This window comes from Pacificimonas pallii, from assembly GCF_019204005.1.
Classification (GTDB): domain Bacteria; phylum Pseudomonadota; class Alphaproteobacteria; order Sphingomonadales; family Sphingomonadaceae; genus Pacificimonas; species Pacificimonas pallii.
On sequence record NZ_JAGSPA010000003.1, the window covers coordinates 150,095 to 165,238 of the forward strand.

The following is a 15,144-nucleotide window of genomic DNA, read 5'->3' on the forward strand; positions in this document are numbered from 1 at the left end:
GGGCTAGTTGTTCTGGTTGGTCCAAAGGTCGATCTGTTGCGTGAGGAACTCGCGCGTAGACCGGAATTGAGCGACGGCAGCCTCCATCGCGCCAAACTGGCGGCGGAGACGTTCCTCGTAATTTTCGCTGCGCGATTCGATGCGCTGTTCTGTTTCCGCGAAGGCGGCCTGTTCGCGCTGCAGGCGGGCAAGCCCCGCGCCGATCGAGCCGGAGGGAAGACCGGCGGCATCGGCGATGCGCGATAGGCGCGTCGCTAGGCCATCAAAAATGCCGATATTTGCCTCCGCGACTGGAATTCCAATCGCGAATGAAATCACCGTCCCGTTTTGGGCGGTATAGCTCAGGCTGTTGCCGTCCCCCGTCAGGGCTTCGCCATTGACGGTACCGCTGGCATCCGTACCCGGGGTTGCCGTTGGCGCCAGCAGACCAAGGTCGCTCTGCAGCGCCGCGTCCATCGCCGCGAATGAGACACCGGAATTGCTGCCCGCGCCTTCCGACGTGAATACGAATTTATTGTCCGTGAACTCGACATTCACTTTGTCACCAAGCGCGGTCTGGAATGCCGCCGCCAGCTCCGTGCCGCTGGCATATGAACCATTTGCCAGCGTGAAGCTGGATGTGACGCCGTCGATGTTCAGATCGACGACATTGTTGGAATCGGTGATGGAGAGCGGCAGGACAAACGCATTGCCGACATCCTCGCCGGTCAGGAAACCGCTCGTGCCCGGGACAAGATTCTCGAATTTATAATCGCCTGCGGGCAACCCGTCCAAGCCAGAGAGATTCTGAAGGCCCGCAATCTGCGTGCTTTGGCTGTCGATGAACAGGTCGCTGATGCTTGCCGGGTCGGAGGACGCGAGCGCCGACAGACGGGTATTGTCGACAACCAGCTGGCCGTTGCGCGTGCTGCTGATGCCGATATCGGCAAGGCGCGACGGACCGATGCCGTCGCCAAGCAGCTGGGTTGTCAGACCGCGCAGCTCCGCCGTAATCGCGCGCAGGGCCTGCGACCCCGCCAGCGGACCTGCATTGTCAGGGCCGATGCCGCCGCCAAGTTCACTCAGCAGACCCTGCACCTCGTTGAAGGCACCGACAAAATTGCGAATGCCGAGAGTCAGTTCTTCCACATCATATGCATTGTCGAGCGTGATCTTCGTACCCGGTTCAGCCTTATTCAGATCAAGGCGTACGCCCGCGACTAGATCATCGATGGAATTCGAATCGCGCGTAACCGTGACCCCCTCGACATCGAGGATCGCATTGGCCGCGGATGACTGAAGCGACAGCTGCGCATTACCGACATTGAACGACAGTTTTTCCAGGTCGCTGCCGGGAACGTCGGCGGCGACATCGACGGTGAATCCGCGAATTTCGCCTTCGGCTCCTTTCAGGATCAGCCGGGCTTCATTGCCGTCATTGACGACCGTGGCGGAAATGCCTTCGTTCGCTTCGTTGATCAGCCGGGCAACGCCGTCCAGCGTGCCGTCACTTTCCGTTACATTCAAGACCAGCGCTTCGCGGTCGGCGTCGGCTGTGAAGCCAGAGATGCTGCCATTGCCATCGCCGGTGACGTTACCAAAGGTGATGGTCAACGAGCCGGTGCCAATGGCGGCGTCGCTTGACGCAAAGCCGCTCGACGCGGTCGACTGCCGCGCTGCCAGTTGCTCGATCGAAAAACTGATATTGCCGACCGCCGGACCATCATCGACACGCGTGATGCTGGCGAGGTCGTCGTTGCTCAGGCGGGGAAGGACGCCAAGGACACCGCTATTGCCGAGCGCGCTGAGCGCCTGCGAGAAAGCGCTGACGCCGGCGCGAACCTGGCCGAGCGCGGAAATCCGCGCTTCGGCTTCCTCGCGCTGGCCATTCAGACGCGCAATTGCCGGATCGCGCTCTGCCGCAACCAGGCCCGCAACGATAGCGCTCGTATTGAGCCCTGACCCTGCTCCCAGACTGGCGAGAATGTCGTTCATGAACTGCGCGTACCTTCCTTTGTCTCAATAAAGGGAACGACCCGTACGGGGCTCGGTTAAGCGCGGCCGCGATGTTTTTTCGGGATTTGCCCATTTGCGTCGAAGCGCACCTGCGGCGGGACCACGACACTCGGCTTGTCGGCTGCCATTTTCCTATCCACATCAAGGACAAAGGCCAGCACGACGGCGACAGCGACGAACAGGTCACCGCGCACCGCTTCACCGACTTTACTGGTGAAATAGATCGCACGTGTCAGCTGCGGATAGCTTAGCACCGGCTTGCCCATTTCGGCGGCAACTTCGCGGATCGCTAGTGCGATGTCCCCGGTACCTGCGGCCACCACCATCGGTGCGGCGTCCTTCGCGGGGTCATAGCGCAGCGCAACCGAGAAGTGCGTGGGGTTGGTCAGGATCATATTGGCCTCACCCACGCCCTGCCTGACACCGCCCTTGGCCGCTGCACGCTGGCGCGCGCGCATGGCGGCCTTCACCTCTGGCGACCCCTCGGACTGCTTGTGCTCGTCCTTGATTTCCTGCTTGGTCATGCGCAGCTTCTTCATGCGCTGCATATGCTGGATCGGTACATCGACCAGGGCGACAATACCCAGTCCGGCGCACAGGATCATCAGCAGCAGCGCCAATATGCCGCCCGTCAGACCAAGGGCGCCGCCCAGCGTATATTTTCCCAATGTTCCAATCTGATCGACCCACAGCAACAGGAACCCGACGCCCATGCTGCCCGTCAGCAGCACCTTCAGGATCGATTTGCCAAGCTCCGACAGCGCGTTCATGCCGAACATACGCTTCAAGCCCTTGAACAAGCTAAGCTTTCCGCCCTGAAACCGCGCCGAGCGAATATTGAACTGGATTTTGCCCAGGACGGCCTGACCGGCGACGGCCGCGACCATGCACACGCCGAACAGGCCCAGCATCGACATCGACAGACCCTCGAGCATGCCAACCGCACGCATGCCCGGCTGAAAATCGCGCGCATCGTTCGGCCCCAGGGTCAGCCCCGCCGCCAGCAAATCCATCAACGATGTGAAAAAGGAATATCCCATCAGCACAAGGTAAGCGCAGCCCCCCAGCGAGACCGTCGCCACCAGCAGTTCACGGGATTTCAGAATATCGCCGTCTTTGGCCGCCTTCTCTTTTCGCTTGAAGGTCGGCTCTTCGGTTTTCTGGTCGGGATCGGAATCGCCGCTCATCTACCGGTCTCGCCAAACGCGATCCGGCGGACCTCGGTCAGACCGTCATCGACCACGCCTTCGATCATCGGCGTGATCGCGGGAAATGTCATTGCCAGCATGACCATACCGATCAGCAGCGTTGCCGGGATGCCAACCGCAAAAATGTTCAGCTGCGGCGCGCTTCGCGTGACGAAACCGATGATCACGTTCACGGAAAACAGCGCAAAGCCCACGGGCAGCGCGATCATCAGGCCGACGCGAAACATGATGCCGCCAAAGGCCGCCACGTTCACCATCATGTCGGCGCTCAACCAGTCCCCGCCGATGGGCAGCCGTTCATAACTCAGCATCAGCGTTTCGATGAAAATCAGGTGTCCGCCCGAGCCAAGGAAGATCAGACTGGTGACGATGAGCAGGAAATTGCCCAGCACAGGTACCTGCACGCCGCCCTGCGGATTGATTGCGGAGGCGAACCCAAGCCCCATGCTGTTGGCGATATAATCACCGGCCAGAATGGGCGCGGCAAATGCCACCTGCAGGACGAAACCCATGGACAGGCCCAGCAGGATCTCCTGCACAGCGATGGCCAGCATCGCAAACGACAGCGGGTCGACGTTCACTTCGATGGGCGTCATCTGCATGACCGTGAAGGCAATCGCCGCCGCCAGCAGGATGCGCACCATCAACGGCAGGCCCATGGCTGAAAAAATCGGCGCGATGATGAACGCTCCGCCAACCCTCAGCATGGCCGTCAGCAGCAGGATGAACGGGGCCTCGATATCGCCGGTCGGAAAGATCATCGCGTGACGATCATCGCGTGATGTTGGCCACCGTCGCGAAAATACCTTCGGTGAAATCCGTCAGCAGGCCGAGCATGGCCGTGCCAAAGAAACCAAGGCACACAAGCGCGATCAGCAGTTTGGGAACGAAGCTAAGCGTCATCTCATTGATCGACGTCGCCGCCTGCACCATGCCGATGACGAGACCGATGACCAGCACGGGCAGGATCATGGGCGCCATCACGTAAACCAGCAGCCACAGCATATCGCCGATCTGGCTTTCCAGCGCGGCGGTCATGACAGGAAACTCGATGTCAGCGAGCTCATCGTCAGGGCCCAGCCATCAACCGCGACAAACAGGAGCAGTTTGAAGGGCAGCGAGATCAGCGTTGGCGACAGCATCATCATGCCCAGCGACATCAGAACGCTGGCCACGACCAGGTCGATCACCAGGAACGGCAGGAAGATCAGAAATCCGATCTGGAATGCCGTCTTCAGTTCGCTCGTCACAAAAGCGGGCAGCAGCACGGTGAACGGCACATCCGACGGATCTGCGTACGCCTCTTCGCCCGCCATATCCGCAAACATCTTGATGTCGCGCTCGCGCGCCTGCGTAATCATGAACCCGTGCAGGATTGCCCCGCCGGACTCGACACCCGCGTCAATGCCGATTTCCCCCGCCGTATAGGGCTCGATGACCGTTTCATTCAGGTCGCTGAACACAGGTGCCATCACGAAAAACGTCAGGAATACCGACAGCCCGACCAGCACCTGGTTGGGCGGCGTCTGCGCCAGGCCCAGTGCCTGCCGCAGGATCGACAGCACAATGATGATCCTCGTGAACGCCGTCATCATCAGCAATACGGACGGCAGCACGGACAGCAGCGTCATCAGGATCAGCACCTGAAGCGAGAAGGAGAGCGGCTCGCGGCCCTCTGCACCCCCTGCTTCGCCGTCTCCCGACAATAGCTCGGCCGCCATGTCCAGCGGTCCTTGCTGCGCGAATGCCGCGTCCGCGCCGAAGGCTACAAACGCGATTGCAAAAGCAAAAATCAATGCGCGCATCATGACACCACGTCCTCATCGATGGCCAGCCGGTGCATGCCCTGCTTGTCGATGCCAACCAGCACGCGCTTGCCGGCAAAGCCAATGACGGCAAGCTTCACGCCTGGCGAGACGCCCTGCACCTCGACGACTTCCGCCATGCGTTCGCCGCGTTTCGTACCAAGCGCCAGCGTGCGGCCCTGCAGGCGCTTTGCGATCCACAGGCTCGCGACGATCATGCCGCAGATCAGCGGCAGGACAATCAGCAGGCGGACGACATACTCACTCATCAGGCGGCACCCGGCGCAGAGTCCTTGTCCGGCGTTTCCGCCAGATCGGTGACGCGTACGACCAGCTTGCCCTCCTGCTCGATCAGTTCGCCATAGGCGAATAGCGTGCCATTCGCGTACAGAGCCATCGGCGCATCGATATCATTATCCAGCTCGATGATCGTACCATCGCGAAACGCCATCAGGTCGCTCAGCTTCAGGCTTGCGGAGCCGAGCTCCACGCCAACGCGCACGGCGATGCGGTGCATGCCAAATGCCTGCCTGCGCACCGGCAGGTCGCCTTCCGCATTCCCATTTTCTGGAACGTCTGCTGTCGTTTCGGTCATGTGAGGATGCCTCCTGAAATCTCGTCGCGGCCCTGAATGCAGATGGCCCGTTTATTTTCTTGCGAACCTGAAACGGCGTTGCCGACGATGGCATCGCCAACTGTCAGCACCGCCAGCGGCAGGCGTGCGATGGGAAAGGTGTCACCGGGCTTGATGCCGTCAAGCTGGTCCACTGTCAGTTCGCCCTCTGCGACCCGGCAGGCCAGGCGAACCCGAATCATGCCTGCGAATGTCTCCATTCGTGACGCTGCGACCTGTTCCGGCAGGCGGCTTCTCTGCTTCCCCTTCTCACCGAAGAGTGTCAGCGAGGGACCCGCAACGGTGAGAGAAATCTCGCAATATTCGGTGGCAAAATCATCATTCTTCAGGTCGATGACCACGTCATCGGGCGTTGGGATCCAGCCTGCGCCGTCATCTTCCGAAACCGTCTTCAGCCGAAACCTGTCCGCGCTTCCGGGGACGACGTGGTTCAGCGCCTTCACGGTCAGTTCCGCCAGCCGGTTCGTGCCGACCTTGTCCGTCTGCGAGAACGCGATACCGCCCTGCGGCCTGAGCGCTGTAAGATCGTCGTCTGTGCCGCCCAGGATTGCGGCGACGAAACGGCGCGCGGCGGCTTGCGATATGTTGAGTTCCAGCGCGGGTTCACTTGACGTCGTTTCCACGATCAGACTCGTCAGCGCATCGGCCGGCGTCATGGGAAGCTGCCGTTCCTCGGATACGACAGCGCCGTAAAGCGCATGTCCGCATTCCCGCTTCATCAGGTCGGCGAGCGCCGCCGCGATGCGCGCGCCGAGCTTGCCCGATATCGCCATCTTGCGATCTGTCAGGCGTTTGCGCAGCAGCGCCTGGGTTCCCGTCGCCGCTGAAGCGACGGGTTCTTCCACCGCGTCCGTATCAGCCGTCTCGTCGACAATTTCGGCAAGCAGATCGTCAAGATCGTTCATTGGATGATGACATCCGTGAAGAAAACTTCCTCGATACCGCCTTCGCCGGTGCGGGCGTCGAGCTCGGTATTCATGACTTTTTTCAGCCGCTCAAGCAAAGCCGTGCGCGATTTGACATCGTTCAGGTCTTCACGGGTGACATCCATCAGGGTCTGCAGCAGCGCAGAGCGCATCGCTGACTCATGCGGGGCGATACGATCGGCGATGGGCTCAGGCCCATGGGCCGATATCGACAGGCTCAGCTGGATCAGTCGCGAACCCTGACGCTCGTTGAAAGTGAACGCGCGTTCAAAGGCGTGATAGGTCAGTTCGGGCGGCAGGTCCTTGGCAGCCGCCGCCTCAGCCTGATTGCCCAGCATGCCGGACGAGAATGCGTAAAAGCCGCCGCCGCCAGCGATGCCGCCGACCAGCACAAGGATCATCAGCATCTTCTTCATGCCGCCGCCCTTTTTCTTGCCAGCGTCCTCGCCGTCAGTGTCTTCAACTTTTTCTTTTTTGGCCATGATTATGCGAACAGGCTAATGCGCCCGTCTCCCTGTGGTCGTGGATTCAGTTCTGGTTCAAGGTCGCCGACCTCCACAGCCGACGCGCCGCCGCTGGGTTGATTGCCAAGCCGCTCGGAGGATGAACGTGCTTGCGAGTCGGCAAATTGCTGCGCCATCTCCTGCAGGTCCTCGCGGGCGCGATTCTCGCTATTCGCCAGTTCCTCGCGCAGCCGCTCGATCAGGCGCGGCATATGCCGCTCCAGTTCGTTTCGCGCCGCATCGCTGCCCGTCATGATCTCGACCCGCAGACCAGCGTCATCATTGCTCATTTCAATTGAAAGCTGACCAAGCTCGGGCGGATTTAGTTGAAACCGCGCTTCCTTGCCCGCCGCGACTCCCGCCATCGCGATCACGGCTGCGGCATCATCCGGCCAGGCGGCACTGGTCATTGCCGGTAGCGAGACGGCTGGTGCGATAGGCTGCGGCGCCGGTGCGCTGAAATCTGTGGGCGCGGCCGCGGACACCGAGAGCGCGGCTGGCGTCGATGACGGTGTTGATGTCGATGTGGCTGCGGGTTTCGATCCGATATCCATCAGCGGCTTCTGATCCTGGGCGGTCACGTCGATCCCGAGCTCTGCGCCTGGCAGTTCACCCTCTATCGGCTGCGCGCCAAGTGAATCGGCTGCCACCGAGGCGATTGGCGGTGCCATTTCCGCCGTCAGGACTGGCGGCGCCCCCGCGCGGGAAGGTGTAGGCGTTATGATGCCAGGGGATGGTGCCATCGCGGTGACTGGCGTCGGTGCCGCCTCGTCGGTGGTGGCGGCGGCACGTTCACTGCGTGAAATGTCCGGGGAGGATGTCGGCACGGATGCCAGTGCGGATGTCGGCGCTGCTGTGCTGTTCGGTGCCGCGGCCTCCGGCCCGGCCGGCAGCGCTGTTTCTGATTGAGAAAGCGGCGCGACCGCTGGCTTGGCCGACGCTGTCTTCTCTGCCGGGATCGCCGCTTTAACGGTCCCCGCCAGGAAGCGCGGCTCGAGTTCCTGCGCTGCCGGCACGCTCGGCGGCGCAATCGGCGCGCCCACCGGCTCTGGCGCTTCAATCGCATTTAGGTCGGCACCCCCATGTGCCGCCATCTTATCGTCTGCAATCTCGACATTGGCTTTATCGACATCGGCCTTATCGACATCGGCCGCTGAGATAACGGCCGCCTCCGTGTCAGCTACCACCACACCCTCCAATTCGGCAGCGGCCAGATCGGCGATGGCGTTCTCGGTATTCTCCGCCCGCACACCGGCCTTCTGGATATCAGCCTTGCTGTAGACCGCCGTGCTGGCCTCATTGAAATCGCCGGTCAGGACGACGGTTTCCGCCGTTTGGATACCACTCTGAACGAGCGGCTGCTCAGGGGCTGGCAGGTTGTTGCCATCCGCACCTTGCTGCGATGCTAGATTTCCCGCGAACAGCTTTGCAAACGCGTCGCTCTGCGGCGGCGCGTCTCCATTTTCTAATTTTCCGTCGCCGCCAAGCTTCAGCTGCGCAATCGGCGGGGCCATCGTCACTGAGAGTAAATTCGACACGCCAAAATCCCGTCACCATCGCCGACAATCCGGCATTTGATGATGGTTAAGCAACGTCCGTGCCAATTCCTTAATGCACCGCCAAACTCAGGATTTCGGGCGAGAGCGGACGGTGGGGAACGTCGCCTCCATGCGCGTATCTTCCTGCTTCACCGCCATCTTGTCGGCGGCTGTCGCCATGCGCGACACGGCATCATGCCGCGCCGCCTCGCGCGCGGCCATTTCACGCGCAGAGCTAACGGTCTCGGCCAGGGTGCAGGTCCGCATACGCGCCGCCTTCTCGGCAGCGAAAATGCCCTCCCGCTGACGCGCTTCAGCCGCCAGCTGCCAGGCGGGGCTGATTCCCTTTCGCGGTTCGTAATTCACATTGAGGGATGCCAGCCGTGCCTCGATATCCGCCGCCGCCAGCCGTTTCTGCTCTGCCTGTGCCAGCTTGATGCGCGCAATGCGCTCCCGCGTCTTCAACAGCTCGGCGATGCGCCCGGGGCTTCGCATCAGCTACCGCCGGTCAGCGCCATTAAATTGGCGACCGCGTCATCGGTCGTAACAAACTCGTCGGACGGCTGACCCAGGAAACGCTGGATCTCGACATGTTTCTTCAGCGCCATATCCAGATCGGGATTGGTGCCTTCGACATAGCCGCCCAGCATCAGCAAATCCTGGTTGTCGTCATGGATTTTCAGCATGCGGCGCAGCCGCCGCGCAGCGTCGGCATGCTGCGGGGGAACAATGTGATCCATCACGCGGCTGATCGAGCGCGTCAGATCGATGGCGGGATAAATCCCCCGCGCGGCCTGGTCCGGCGTCAGCAAAATATGTCCGTCGAGAATGGCGCGCGCACTATCGACGACCGGATCGTCGCCGACCTCGGCGCTATCGGCAAGAACGGTGTAGATACCGGTCACCGACCCGCCACCTACATCGGCGCCAGCCCGCTCGATAATCCGCGGGATAAGGCTGAAGACCGAGGGCGGATAGCCCCGCGCGGTCGGCGGTTCCCCCATGGCAAGGCCGATTTCCCGCTGCGCATGTGCCAGCCGGGTCAGACTGTCCAGAACCAGCAGGACATTCTTGCCCTGCGCCCGAAAATAATCGGCAATCGCCGTGGCCCGGTCCGCGCCCCTCAGACGCCGCAGCGCCGAGCGGTCGGCGGGCACCGCAACGATGATACAGCGTTTGCCATGTTCGGAGCCAAGATGCGTTCCGATGAAATCGGACACTTCGCGGCTTCGTTCGCCAATCAGCCCCATGACGATCACATCGGCGCTCGAAAAGGACGCCATCATACTGACAAGGGATGTCTTCCCCGTGCCGGCCGGCGCAATGACGCCAATGCGCTGCCCCGCCCCCAGCGTCAGTGCCGCGTCGATTGAACGAATACCGGTTGCAAACGGCTTCTCGACGCTGGCGGATCCCCTGCGCTGCGCACCGGATAGCGGCCATTCCTCTTCACAGCGAATGGTGCCCAGTCCGTCGATCGGTAGGCCGCTATCATCAATGGCCCGGCCCAGGAGAGCGCCGCCAACCGGAATATTATCATGCGCCCGTGCCAGCGTGACCCGCATCCCTGGCGCGACTTCCGCCTTCAGGTCCAGCGGCATCAACAGCAGGCTATCGCCGCGAAATCCGGTAACGACGGCCTCGCCGCAGGGGCGATCCGGCGGACCGATCCTGCACAGCGCGCCAGCCGGCGCTTTCAGGCCGATGGCTTCCAGCGAAAGTCCATCCGACGCCGCCAGCCTGCCGACCGCGCGGGCCGAGGGCCTGCGTGTCGCGGGAAACCGGTCGCGCAGCCGCGTCGCCGCATGTTCAGCCAGGGATGTATCTGTCGTCACGCGTCTGCGGTCAGCACGGTGTCGATGCGCGCGGTTATGATGTCTTCAGCGGCATAGGCACCGCATGTGATTCTGAAATCCCCGCGTGTCAGCGCCGGATCGGCAACGACGCTCACAACCCTCAGGTCGCAAAGCAGGGCGACATCATCCTCGTGCACATGAACGGTCGCCCCGTCACCGCGCAGATCGTTATTATCGGCAAAGGCCTGATCGACGCGCGCACGAATGGCCGCCGGGTTCTGCGACAGCTCCTCGCCGATGACGGCGGTTGCCAATTCAATGACCAGCGCTTCGGCGGCGGCTGCCAACGGTTCCGATGCGGCGCTGATCTGCGTTTCCAGCTGATTCTGCAGGGAGGCAAGCAACTGCTTCGCGGCCGCCAGCTCGGCCCCGAGTTCATTCTCGGCCGCCTTGCGGCCAGCGGCGAACCCCTCTTCCCGCACCGTTGCCAGTTCGGCCTGGTGATCATCCTGCTGCTGTGCCGCCAGCGATTTCGTGATGGAGGCGCCGACAGGCGAACTACGGGCGATGGCCTCGCTCAGCGCGTCGGGGTCCAGCGTGGCTTCCGCAAAGGGATCCGGTGTGAACGTCCTTTCGGCCTGAACGAACTCATCCGGCTGAAAGGCCAGCGCTATATTAGACGAGATCATCTCCGCCTCCGATCATGATGTCACCCTTATCGGCAAGCTGACGCACGGTCCGCATGATTTCCGAACGTGCGCGTTCGACGTCGTCGCGGCTGGCGGGCTTGGCACTCTTCATTGTGTCTTCCAGCGTTTGCGCTGCACGTGTGGACATACCCTTAAGAATATGCGCCTTCAGATCGTCCCCGGCCCCGCGCAGTGCGGATGCCAGCAGATCCTGTGGCACCGCGGCGATGACCTGCTGCATGGCGCGGCCGTCGATGGTCAGCAGATCCTCGAAGATAAGCATGCGCTCGTCGATGGTCTCGGCAAGCTCCTTGTCGGACTCCATCATGCGTTCCTGCAATGCCTTCGCCTGTGCCGGAGGCAGCATTTTCAGGATATCGACGGTCACATCGATGCCGCTGATCTGATTGATCGGGATAGAGAAGCCAACCGGAAGGACACCGCCGCTGTAGGCCTCGCGGATCAGCGCGACGGCGGCGGACGAAAGTTCGTCCATGCGCGCCAGTCGCATCAGGCAGTCGGTCTGCACATCGGCGTCCAGATGCGGAAGAATATCGGATGCCACATTGGCAGGCACCAGGCTTAGTGCCGCCGCGATCGCCTGCGGATGCTCCTGCGTCAACAATTCCGCCAGCTGCGCGCGCGCGATCCACTGCAATTCCGGCGCATCTGGCGGTGTGCTGCTCGGCATGGCGGCGCCCAGCATCTGCGCGGCGCGGGCGTCGCCAAGTGCGCGGGAAAACATCGTGCGCGCCGCGCTCGCACCGCCGCTGACCGGGGCGGCCTCACCGACATTGTCGAGGAAATTGGCGATCACGGAACTCGTCGCGGTCTGGTCGACCTCGGCGATCTGCACCATGGCCGTTCCCAGCGCTTCGGCCTGCGCAGGCTCCAGCCCGCCAATAAACGCGGAACTCTGTTCCTCATCCAGCAGCATCAGCAGCACGGCTGCCTGCTGAACCGGCGTCATACCATCCATGGACGAGGAATCAGCCATTCGCGGCGGCCTTTCCATCTGTCTTCAGCAGCTTTGAAATCGATCCGAACGCGCGGTCGCGATCTTCATTCACCAGTTCCCGCAGCTTTTCTATCTTCTCCGTATACGGGGTCATCTCACGCGGTGCCTGCAAGGCCTGTGCCTGCGTGGCCGCAAGCAGCTGCGCGGCATCGTCATCGCCGCCGCCCGCCTTCGCAGCGGGCGCCGTGACCGCGCGCAGCAACGGCTTCGCAACCACGAACAGCGCGACCAGGCCCAGGATCAGAACAACCGCCAGCGACGCCCAGTCCTTGACCCAGCCCTGCTCATAAATGGGCAGCGGTTCGACTTCGGCGGTGTTCGGGCCAAAACTGTGCGCCTGTACAACGAGGCGGTCGCCGCGCTCCTCATTGATACCAAGCGCACCGCCCAGCAGGGCCTGCGCCGCCGCGATGTCGCTATCGGTGATCTTCTTTTCGCCATCGCGGATGACAACCGCGACGGATGCGTTCATGATCGTCCCCGTCGGCGCGCGCGTTACCGCAACCTGCTTGTCGAGTTCGTAATTTCGCGTGTAGCTTTCATCCATGCCACTTGCCGATGCGCGTGCGGCGTCAGGCGGTGTTTCACCCTCGCCGCCATCTTCGCCGCCGCCTTCGGTCAGCTGCGCTGCCGGTGGCGGCTGGTTGCTGAGTGTGCCGGGAATTCCCCGCGCCGCACCGTTACCGCCGTCTCCCGCTGGCCTTGCGCTGCGCTGTTCACTGCGCAAAGCCGCCGCCTTGCCAAAGGTCTCACTGGTTGATTCCGTCGCGGTGAAATCGATGGCGAGCGCGACTTCGGCCGTATATCCGCCCTGCCCATATAGCGGCGTCATGATCGCCGCGATCCGGTCGCGCCACTGCTGCTCCAGCCGCTCGCGATAGTCGAGTTCACGGTCGGCAATCGCCCCGCTGCCGCCGCGCTGCGACATCAGCGTTCCGCGCTGATCGACGATGGAAACCCGTTCGGCGACAAGGCCGGGAACGGAGGAGGACACAAGATGTCCGATGGCCATGATCTGCCCCTCGCCAAGCACACGGCCATCGGCGAGTTCCAGAAATACCGACGCGCTGGGTGCGGCCGTGGACCGTACGAATGCGCTCGGTTCCGCTACGGCGATGTGCACACGCGCGGCCTTCACGCCGCGCATCGCCTGAATGGACTGTGCCAGTTCGGTTTCCTGGGTCTGACGCAGGCGGGCGGATTCCACCGCCCGGCTGGTTCCGAACGGCATTTCCGTCAGCAGATCGTAACCGCTCGCTCCGGATTCGGGTAACCCGGCAGCGGCCAGTGTCATGCGGGCGCGGTGCAGATCGGCACGCGGTACGGACGGCGCGCCGGTCGCCGGGTCCAGATCCGCATCGAACCCTGCCGCCGTCAGACTTTCCATGACAGCTGACTTCTCCGCATCGGGGAGCCCGGCGAAGACCGGGACACGGTCTGGCGTCCGCAGCATGTTCACGGCGAATAGTATCGCGGCCACCACCAGAAGCGCGGCCGCCGTCGGCCAGATGCGCTGGAAAGCACCGCTGGAAACGGCCTGGCGCACCGGCTCTGGCAGCTTGGCCATCGCGGCGCTGCCTGTGGCGACCATGCTGCCATCATTGGACCGGCGCTGGGGGATAATCGCCGTGCCTGCTGTATCACTCATCTAACGCGTTCCTCTAGAAGACTTGATCATGTGCGATCCTCTGGCGGTCGGGATCACACCGGCATGTTCATGATGTCCTTGTAGGCGGACAAAAGCTTGTTGCGGATTTGCAGGGTTGCCTGAAAGCCGAGCGAAGATTTCTGCCGCGCGACCATCATGGAAGCCACATCATGGCTTTCTCCCGACTGGAAGGCGCTGACGGCCTTTGATGACTCCGCTTGCAGCGCCGCGACATTGTCGACGGCCGATGAAATGATCTTGCCGAAGCCCGCATCGTCCGCGCCGGGTGACGTTTTATTGGCGCTCGCCGCCGCCAGCGCATTGTTTCGCGCCAGCACATCGGCGCGAATGCTCATCAGTTTTGATGGGTCGACCTTCATGGCTGCGTCAAAATCCTGTCACTTGTTTCTATACAGGAGGACACTCAGCAAGGCGCGTGCCAGTTCCGCGGCGAGGCCAATCGCGATTTCCGCCTTAAACTTTTTCCGCGTTCGTCGTTCCCTTGATTGCGGGGAGAAACCCTTCCGCTTTTCCGATGATGAACAAGGATGAGTATCAATGTCGATGATCAACACAAACGTGAATGCGCTGCGTGCGCAGTCCGCAGGTTCCATGGCCAGCAAGGACCTGGGAACCACCATGGAGCGCCTGTCCACGGGCAAGCGCATTAACAGCGCGAAGGACGACGCCGCCGGTCTCGCCATCTCCCAGCGCATGACCTCCAACATCCGCGGTACGGCTGTTGCCATTCGGAATGCCAATGACGGCATCTCGCTCGCACAGACGGCGGAAGGCAGCCTCAACGAAGTCACCAACATGCTTCAGCGTGTTCGTGAACTCGCCGTGCAGAGCGCCAACGGCACGCTAAGCGGCTCCAACCGCACCAGCCTGCAGTCAGAGACGGACCAGTTGCTGGCCGAAATCAACAACATCGCAAAGACGGCCAATTTCAACGGCCTGAACCTGCTTGACGGTTCCGTGAAGAACCTCAGCCTGCAGACCGGCGTCAACGCGTCTGACAAGGTTTCGGTATCCCTCGTCGAGGTCAACACGAACTCGCTCGGCCTGACGGCTGGTGGCCGTGACGGTCAGACGATTTCCGGCCGCGTCGGCGACCTTTCGTCCATCGCATCCGGCGACGTCACCATCAACGGTGCCAGCGCTGTCGCAACTGACTTCGCGAGCGGCATCACCGTTGACACCGCAAAGGTGCTTGCGGAAGCCATTAACGCCAACAGCGCGCAGACCGGCGTAACCGCAACGGCGTCCAACAACGTCACGAGCGCAAAGCCGACGGCTGAAACCTTCGCTGCTGGCGACCTGGTGATCAACGATGTCGCTATCGCAGCATCCGCGAACGTCAACGAGCTGGTTTCGAACATCA

General features: G+C 62.1%; 16 protein-coding genes and 1 pseudogene. 1 reads left to right on the forward strand and 16 read right to left on the reverse strand.

What is annotated here, in order from left to right; genetic code table 11:
* Window positions 1-3: 3 nt before the first annotated feature.
* From fliD to fliE, 16 genes are all read right to left on the reverse strand, one after another.
* Window positions 4-1,974, reverse strand: a complete 1,971-nt coding sequence (gene fliD, locus KCG44_RS09360; RefSeq protein ID WP_218445830.1) for a flagellar filament capping protein FliD — start codon at window positions 1,972-1,974, stop codon at window positions 4-6.
* A 56-nt stretch (window positions 1,975-2,030) separates the two neighbouring features.
* On the reverse strand, window positions 2,031-3,182 hold the full coding sequence (locus KCG44_RS09365) for an EscU/YscU/HrcU family type III secretion system export apparatus switch protein (RefSeq protein WP_218445831.1): 1,152 nt from the start codon (window positions 3,180-3,182) through the stop codon (window positions 2,031-2,033).
* Window positions 3,179-3,964, reverse strand: coding sequence for a flagellar biosynthetic protein FliR (gene fliR / locus KCG44_RS09370; protein ID WP_218445832.1), 786 nt, complete (start codon window positions 3,962-3,964; stop codon window positions 3,179-3,181). Before fliR ends, KCG44_RS09365 begins: the two co-directional genes overlap by 4 nt.
* A gap of 10 nt (window positions 3,965-3,974) precedes the next feature.
* A complete protein-coding gene (locus tag KCG44_RS09375; protein WP_218445833.1) occupies window positions 3,975-4,241 on the reverse strand; it encodes a flagellar biosynthetic protein FliQ in 267 nt (88 codons plus the stop codon).
* Window positions 4,238-5,011, reverse strand: coding sequence for a flagellar type III secretion system pore protein FliP (gene fliP / locus KCG44_RS09380; protein WP_218445834.1), 774 nt, complete (start codon window positions 5,009-5,011; stop codon window positions 4,238-4,240). The genes KCG44_RS09375 and fliP overlap by 4 nt, the downstream gene beginning before the upstream one ends.
* Window positions 5,008-5,277: a flagellar biogenesis protein FliO gene (locus KCG44_RS09385; RefSeq protein WP_218445835.1), complete on the reverse strand. Its 270-nt coding sequence runs from the start codon at window positions 5,275-5,277 to the stop codon at window positions 5,008-5,010. The genes fliP and KCG44_RS09385 overlap by 4 nt, the downstream gene beginning before the upstream one ends.
* Window positions 5,277-5,603, reverse strand: coding sequence for a FliM/FliN family flagellar motor switch protein (locus KCG44_RS09390; protein ID WP_218445836.1), 327 nt, complete (start codon window positions 5,601-5,603; stop codon window positions 5,277-5,279). The genes KCG44_RS09385 and KCG44_RS09390 overlap by 1 nt, the downstream gene beginning before the upstream one ends.
* Window positions 5,600-6,547: a hypothetical protein gene (locus KCG44_RS09395; protein WP_218445837.1), complete on the reverse strand. Its 948-nt coding sequence runs from the start codon at window positions 6,545-6,547 to the stop codon at window positions 5,600-5,602. The genes KCG44_RS09390 and KCG44_RS09395 overlap by 4 nt, the downstream gene beginning before the upstream one ends.
* Window positions 6,544-7,050 (reverse strand): flagellar basal body-associated FliL family protein, encoded by a 507-nt coding sequence (locus KCG44_RS09400; protein WP_218445838.1) that lies wholly within the window; start codon window positions 7,048-7,050, stop codon window positions 6,544-6,546. The genes KCG44_RS09395 and KCG44_RS09400 overlap by 4 nt, the downstream gene beginning before the upstream one ends.
* 2 nt (window positions 7,051-7,052) lie before the next feature.
* A complete protein-coding gene (locus KCG44_RS14560) occupies window positions 7,053-8,609 on the reverse strand; it encodes a flagellar hook-length control protein FliK (RefSeq protein ID WP_218445839.1) in 1,557 nt (518 codons plus the stop codon).
* A gap of 87 nt (window positions 8,610-8,696) precedes the next feature.
* Window positions 8,697-9,104, reverse strand: a complete 408-nt coding sequence (locus tag KCG44_RS09410; RefSeq protein WP_218445840.1) for a hypothetical protein — start codon at window positions 9,102-9,104, stop codon at window positions 8,697-8,699.
* Window positions 9,104-10,444: a FliI/YscN family ATPase gene (locus KCG44_RS09415; RefSeq protein ID WP_369411960.1), complete on the reverse strand. Its 1,341-nt coding sequence runs from the start codon at window positions 10,442-10,444 to the stop codon at window positions 9,104-9,106. Before KCG44_RS09415 ends, KCG44_RS09410 begins: the two co-directional genes overlap by 1 nt.
* A complete protein-coding gene (locus KCG44_RS09420) occupies window positions 10,441-11,094 on the reverse strand; it encodes a FliH/SctL family protein (protein WP_218445841.1) in 654 nt (217 codons plus the stop codon). Before KCG44_RS09420 ends, KCG44_RS09415 begins: the two co-directional genes overlap by 4 nt.
* Window positions 11,081-12,091: a flagellar motor switch protein FliG gene (locus KCG44_RS09425; RefSeq protein WP_218445842.1), complete on the reverse strand. Its 1,011-nt coding sequence runs from the start codon at window positions 12,089-12,091 to the stop codon at window positions 11,081-11,083. Before KCG44_RS09425 ends, KCG44_RS09420 begins: the two co-directional genes overlap by 14 nt.
* A complete protein-coding gene (gene fliF / locus KCG44_RS09430) occupies window positions 12,084-13,760 on the reverse strand; it encodes a flagellar basal-body MS-ring/collar protein FliF (RefSeq protein WP_218445843.1) in 1,677 nt (558 codons plus the stop codon). The genes KCG44_RS09425 and fliF overlap by 8 nt, the downstream gene beginning before the upstream one ends.
* A 53-nt stretch (window positions 13,761-13,813) precedes the next feature.
* A complete protein-coding gene (gene fliE, locus KCG44_RS09435) occupies window positions 13,814-14,140 on the reverse strand; it encodes a flagellar hook-basal body complex protein FliE (RefSeq protein ID WP_218445844.1) in 327 nt (108 codons plus the stop codon).
* A gap of 184 nt (window positions 14,141-14,324) precedes the next feature.
* Here fliE and KCG44_RS14625 point away from each other — a divergent pair.
* A pseudogene (locus tag KCG44_RS14625) lies at window positions 14,325-15,023 on the forward strand (flagellin N-terminal helical domain-containing protein); the annotation flags it as partial.
* Window positions 15,024-15,144: the final 121 nt, after the last annotated feature.

Coding starts and splice junctions, on each gene's coding strand:
- fliD (WP_218445830.1), bottom strand. CDS start 1,974: ATGAACGACATTCTCGCCAGTCTGGGAGCAGGGTCAGGGCTCAATACG.
- KCG44_RS09365 (WP_218445831.1), bottom strand. CDS start 3,182: ATGAGCGGCGATTCCGATCCCGACCAGAAAACCGAAGAGCCGACCTTC.
- fliR (WP_218445832.1), bottom strand. CDS start 3,964: ATGATCTTTCCGACCGGCGATATCGAGGCCCCGTTCATCCTGCTGCTG.
- KCG44_RS09375 (WP_218445833.1), bottom strand. CDS start 4,241: ATGACCGCCGCGCTGGAAAGCCAGATCGGCGATATGCTGTGGCTGCTG.
- fliP (WP_218445834.1), bottom strand. CDS start 5,011: ATGATGCGCGCATTGATTTTTGCTTTTGCAATCGCGTTTGTAGCCTTC.
- KCG44_RS09385 (WP_218445835.1), bottom strand. CDS start 5,277: ATGAGTGAGTATGTCGTCCGCCTGCTGATTGTCCTGCCGCTGATCTGC.
- KCG44_RS09390 (WP_218445836.1), bottom strand. CDS start 5,603: ATGACCGAAACGACAGCAGACGTTCCAGAAAATGGGAATGCGGAAGGC.
- KCG44_RS09395 (WP_218445837.1), bottom strand. CDS start 6,547: ATGAACGATCTTGACGATCTGCTTGCCGAAATTGTCGACGAGACGGCT.
- KCG44_RS09400 (WP_218445838.1), bottom strand. CDS start 7,050: ATGGCCAAAAAAGAAAAAGTTGAAGACACTGACGGCGAGGACGCTGGC.
- KCG44_RS09410 (WP_218445840.1), bottom strand. CDS start 9,104: ATGCGAAGCCCCGGGCGCATCGCCGAGCTGTTGAAGACGCGGGAGCGC.
- KCG44_RS09420 (WP_218445841.1), bottom strand. CDS start 11,094: ATGATCTCGTCTAATATAGCGCTGGCCTTTCAGCCGGATGAGTTCGTT.
- KCG44_RS09425 (WP_218445842.1), bottom strand. CDS start 12,091: ATGGCTGATTCCTCGTCCATGGATGGTATGACGCCGGTTCAGCAGGCA.
- fliF (WP_218445843.1), bottom strand. CDS start 13,760: ATGAGTGATACAGCAGGCACGGCGATTATCCCCCAGCGCCGGTCCAAT.
- fliE (WP_218445844.1), bottom strand. CDS start 14,140: ATGAAGGTCGACCCATCAAAACTGATGAGCATTCGCGCCGATGTGCTG.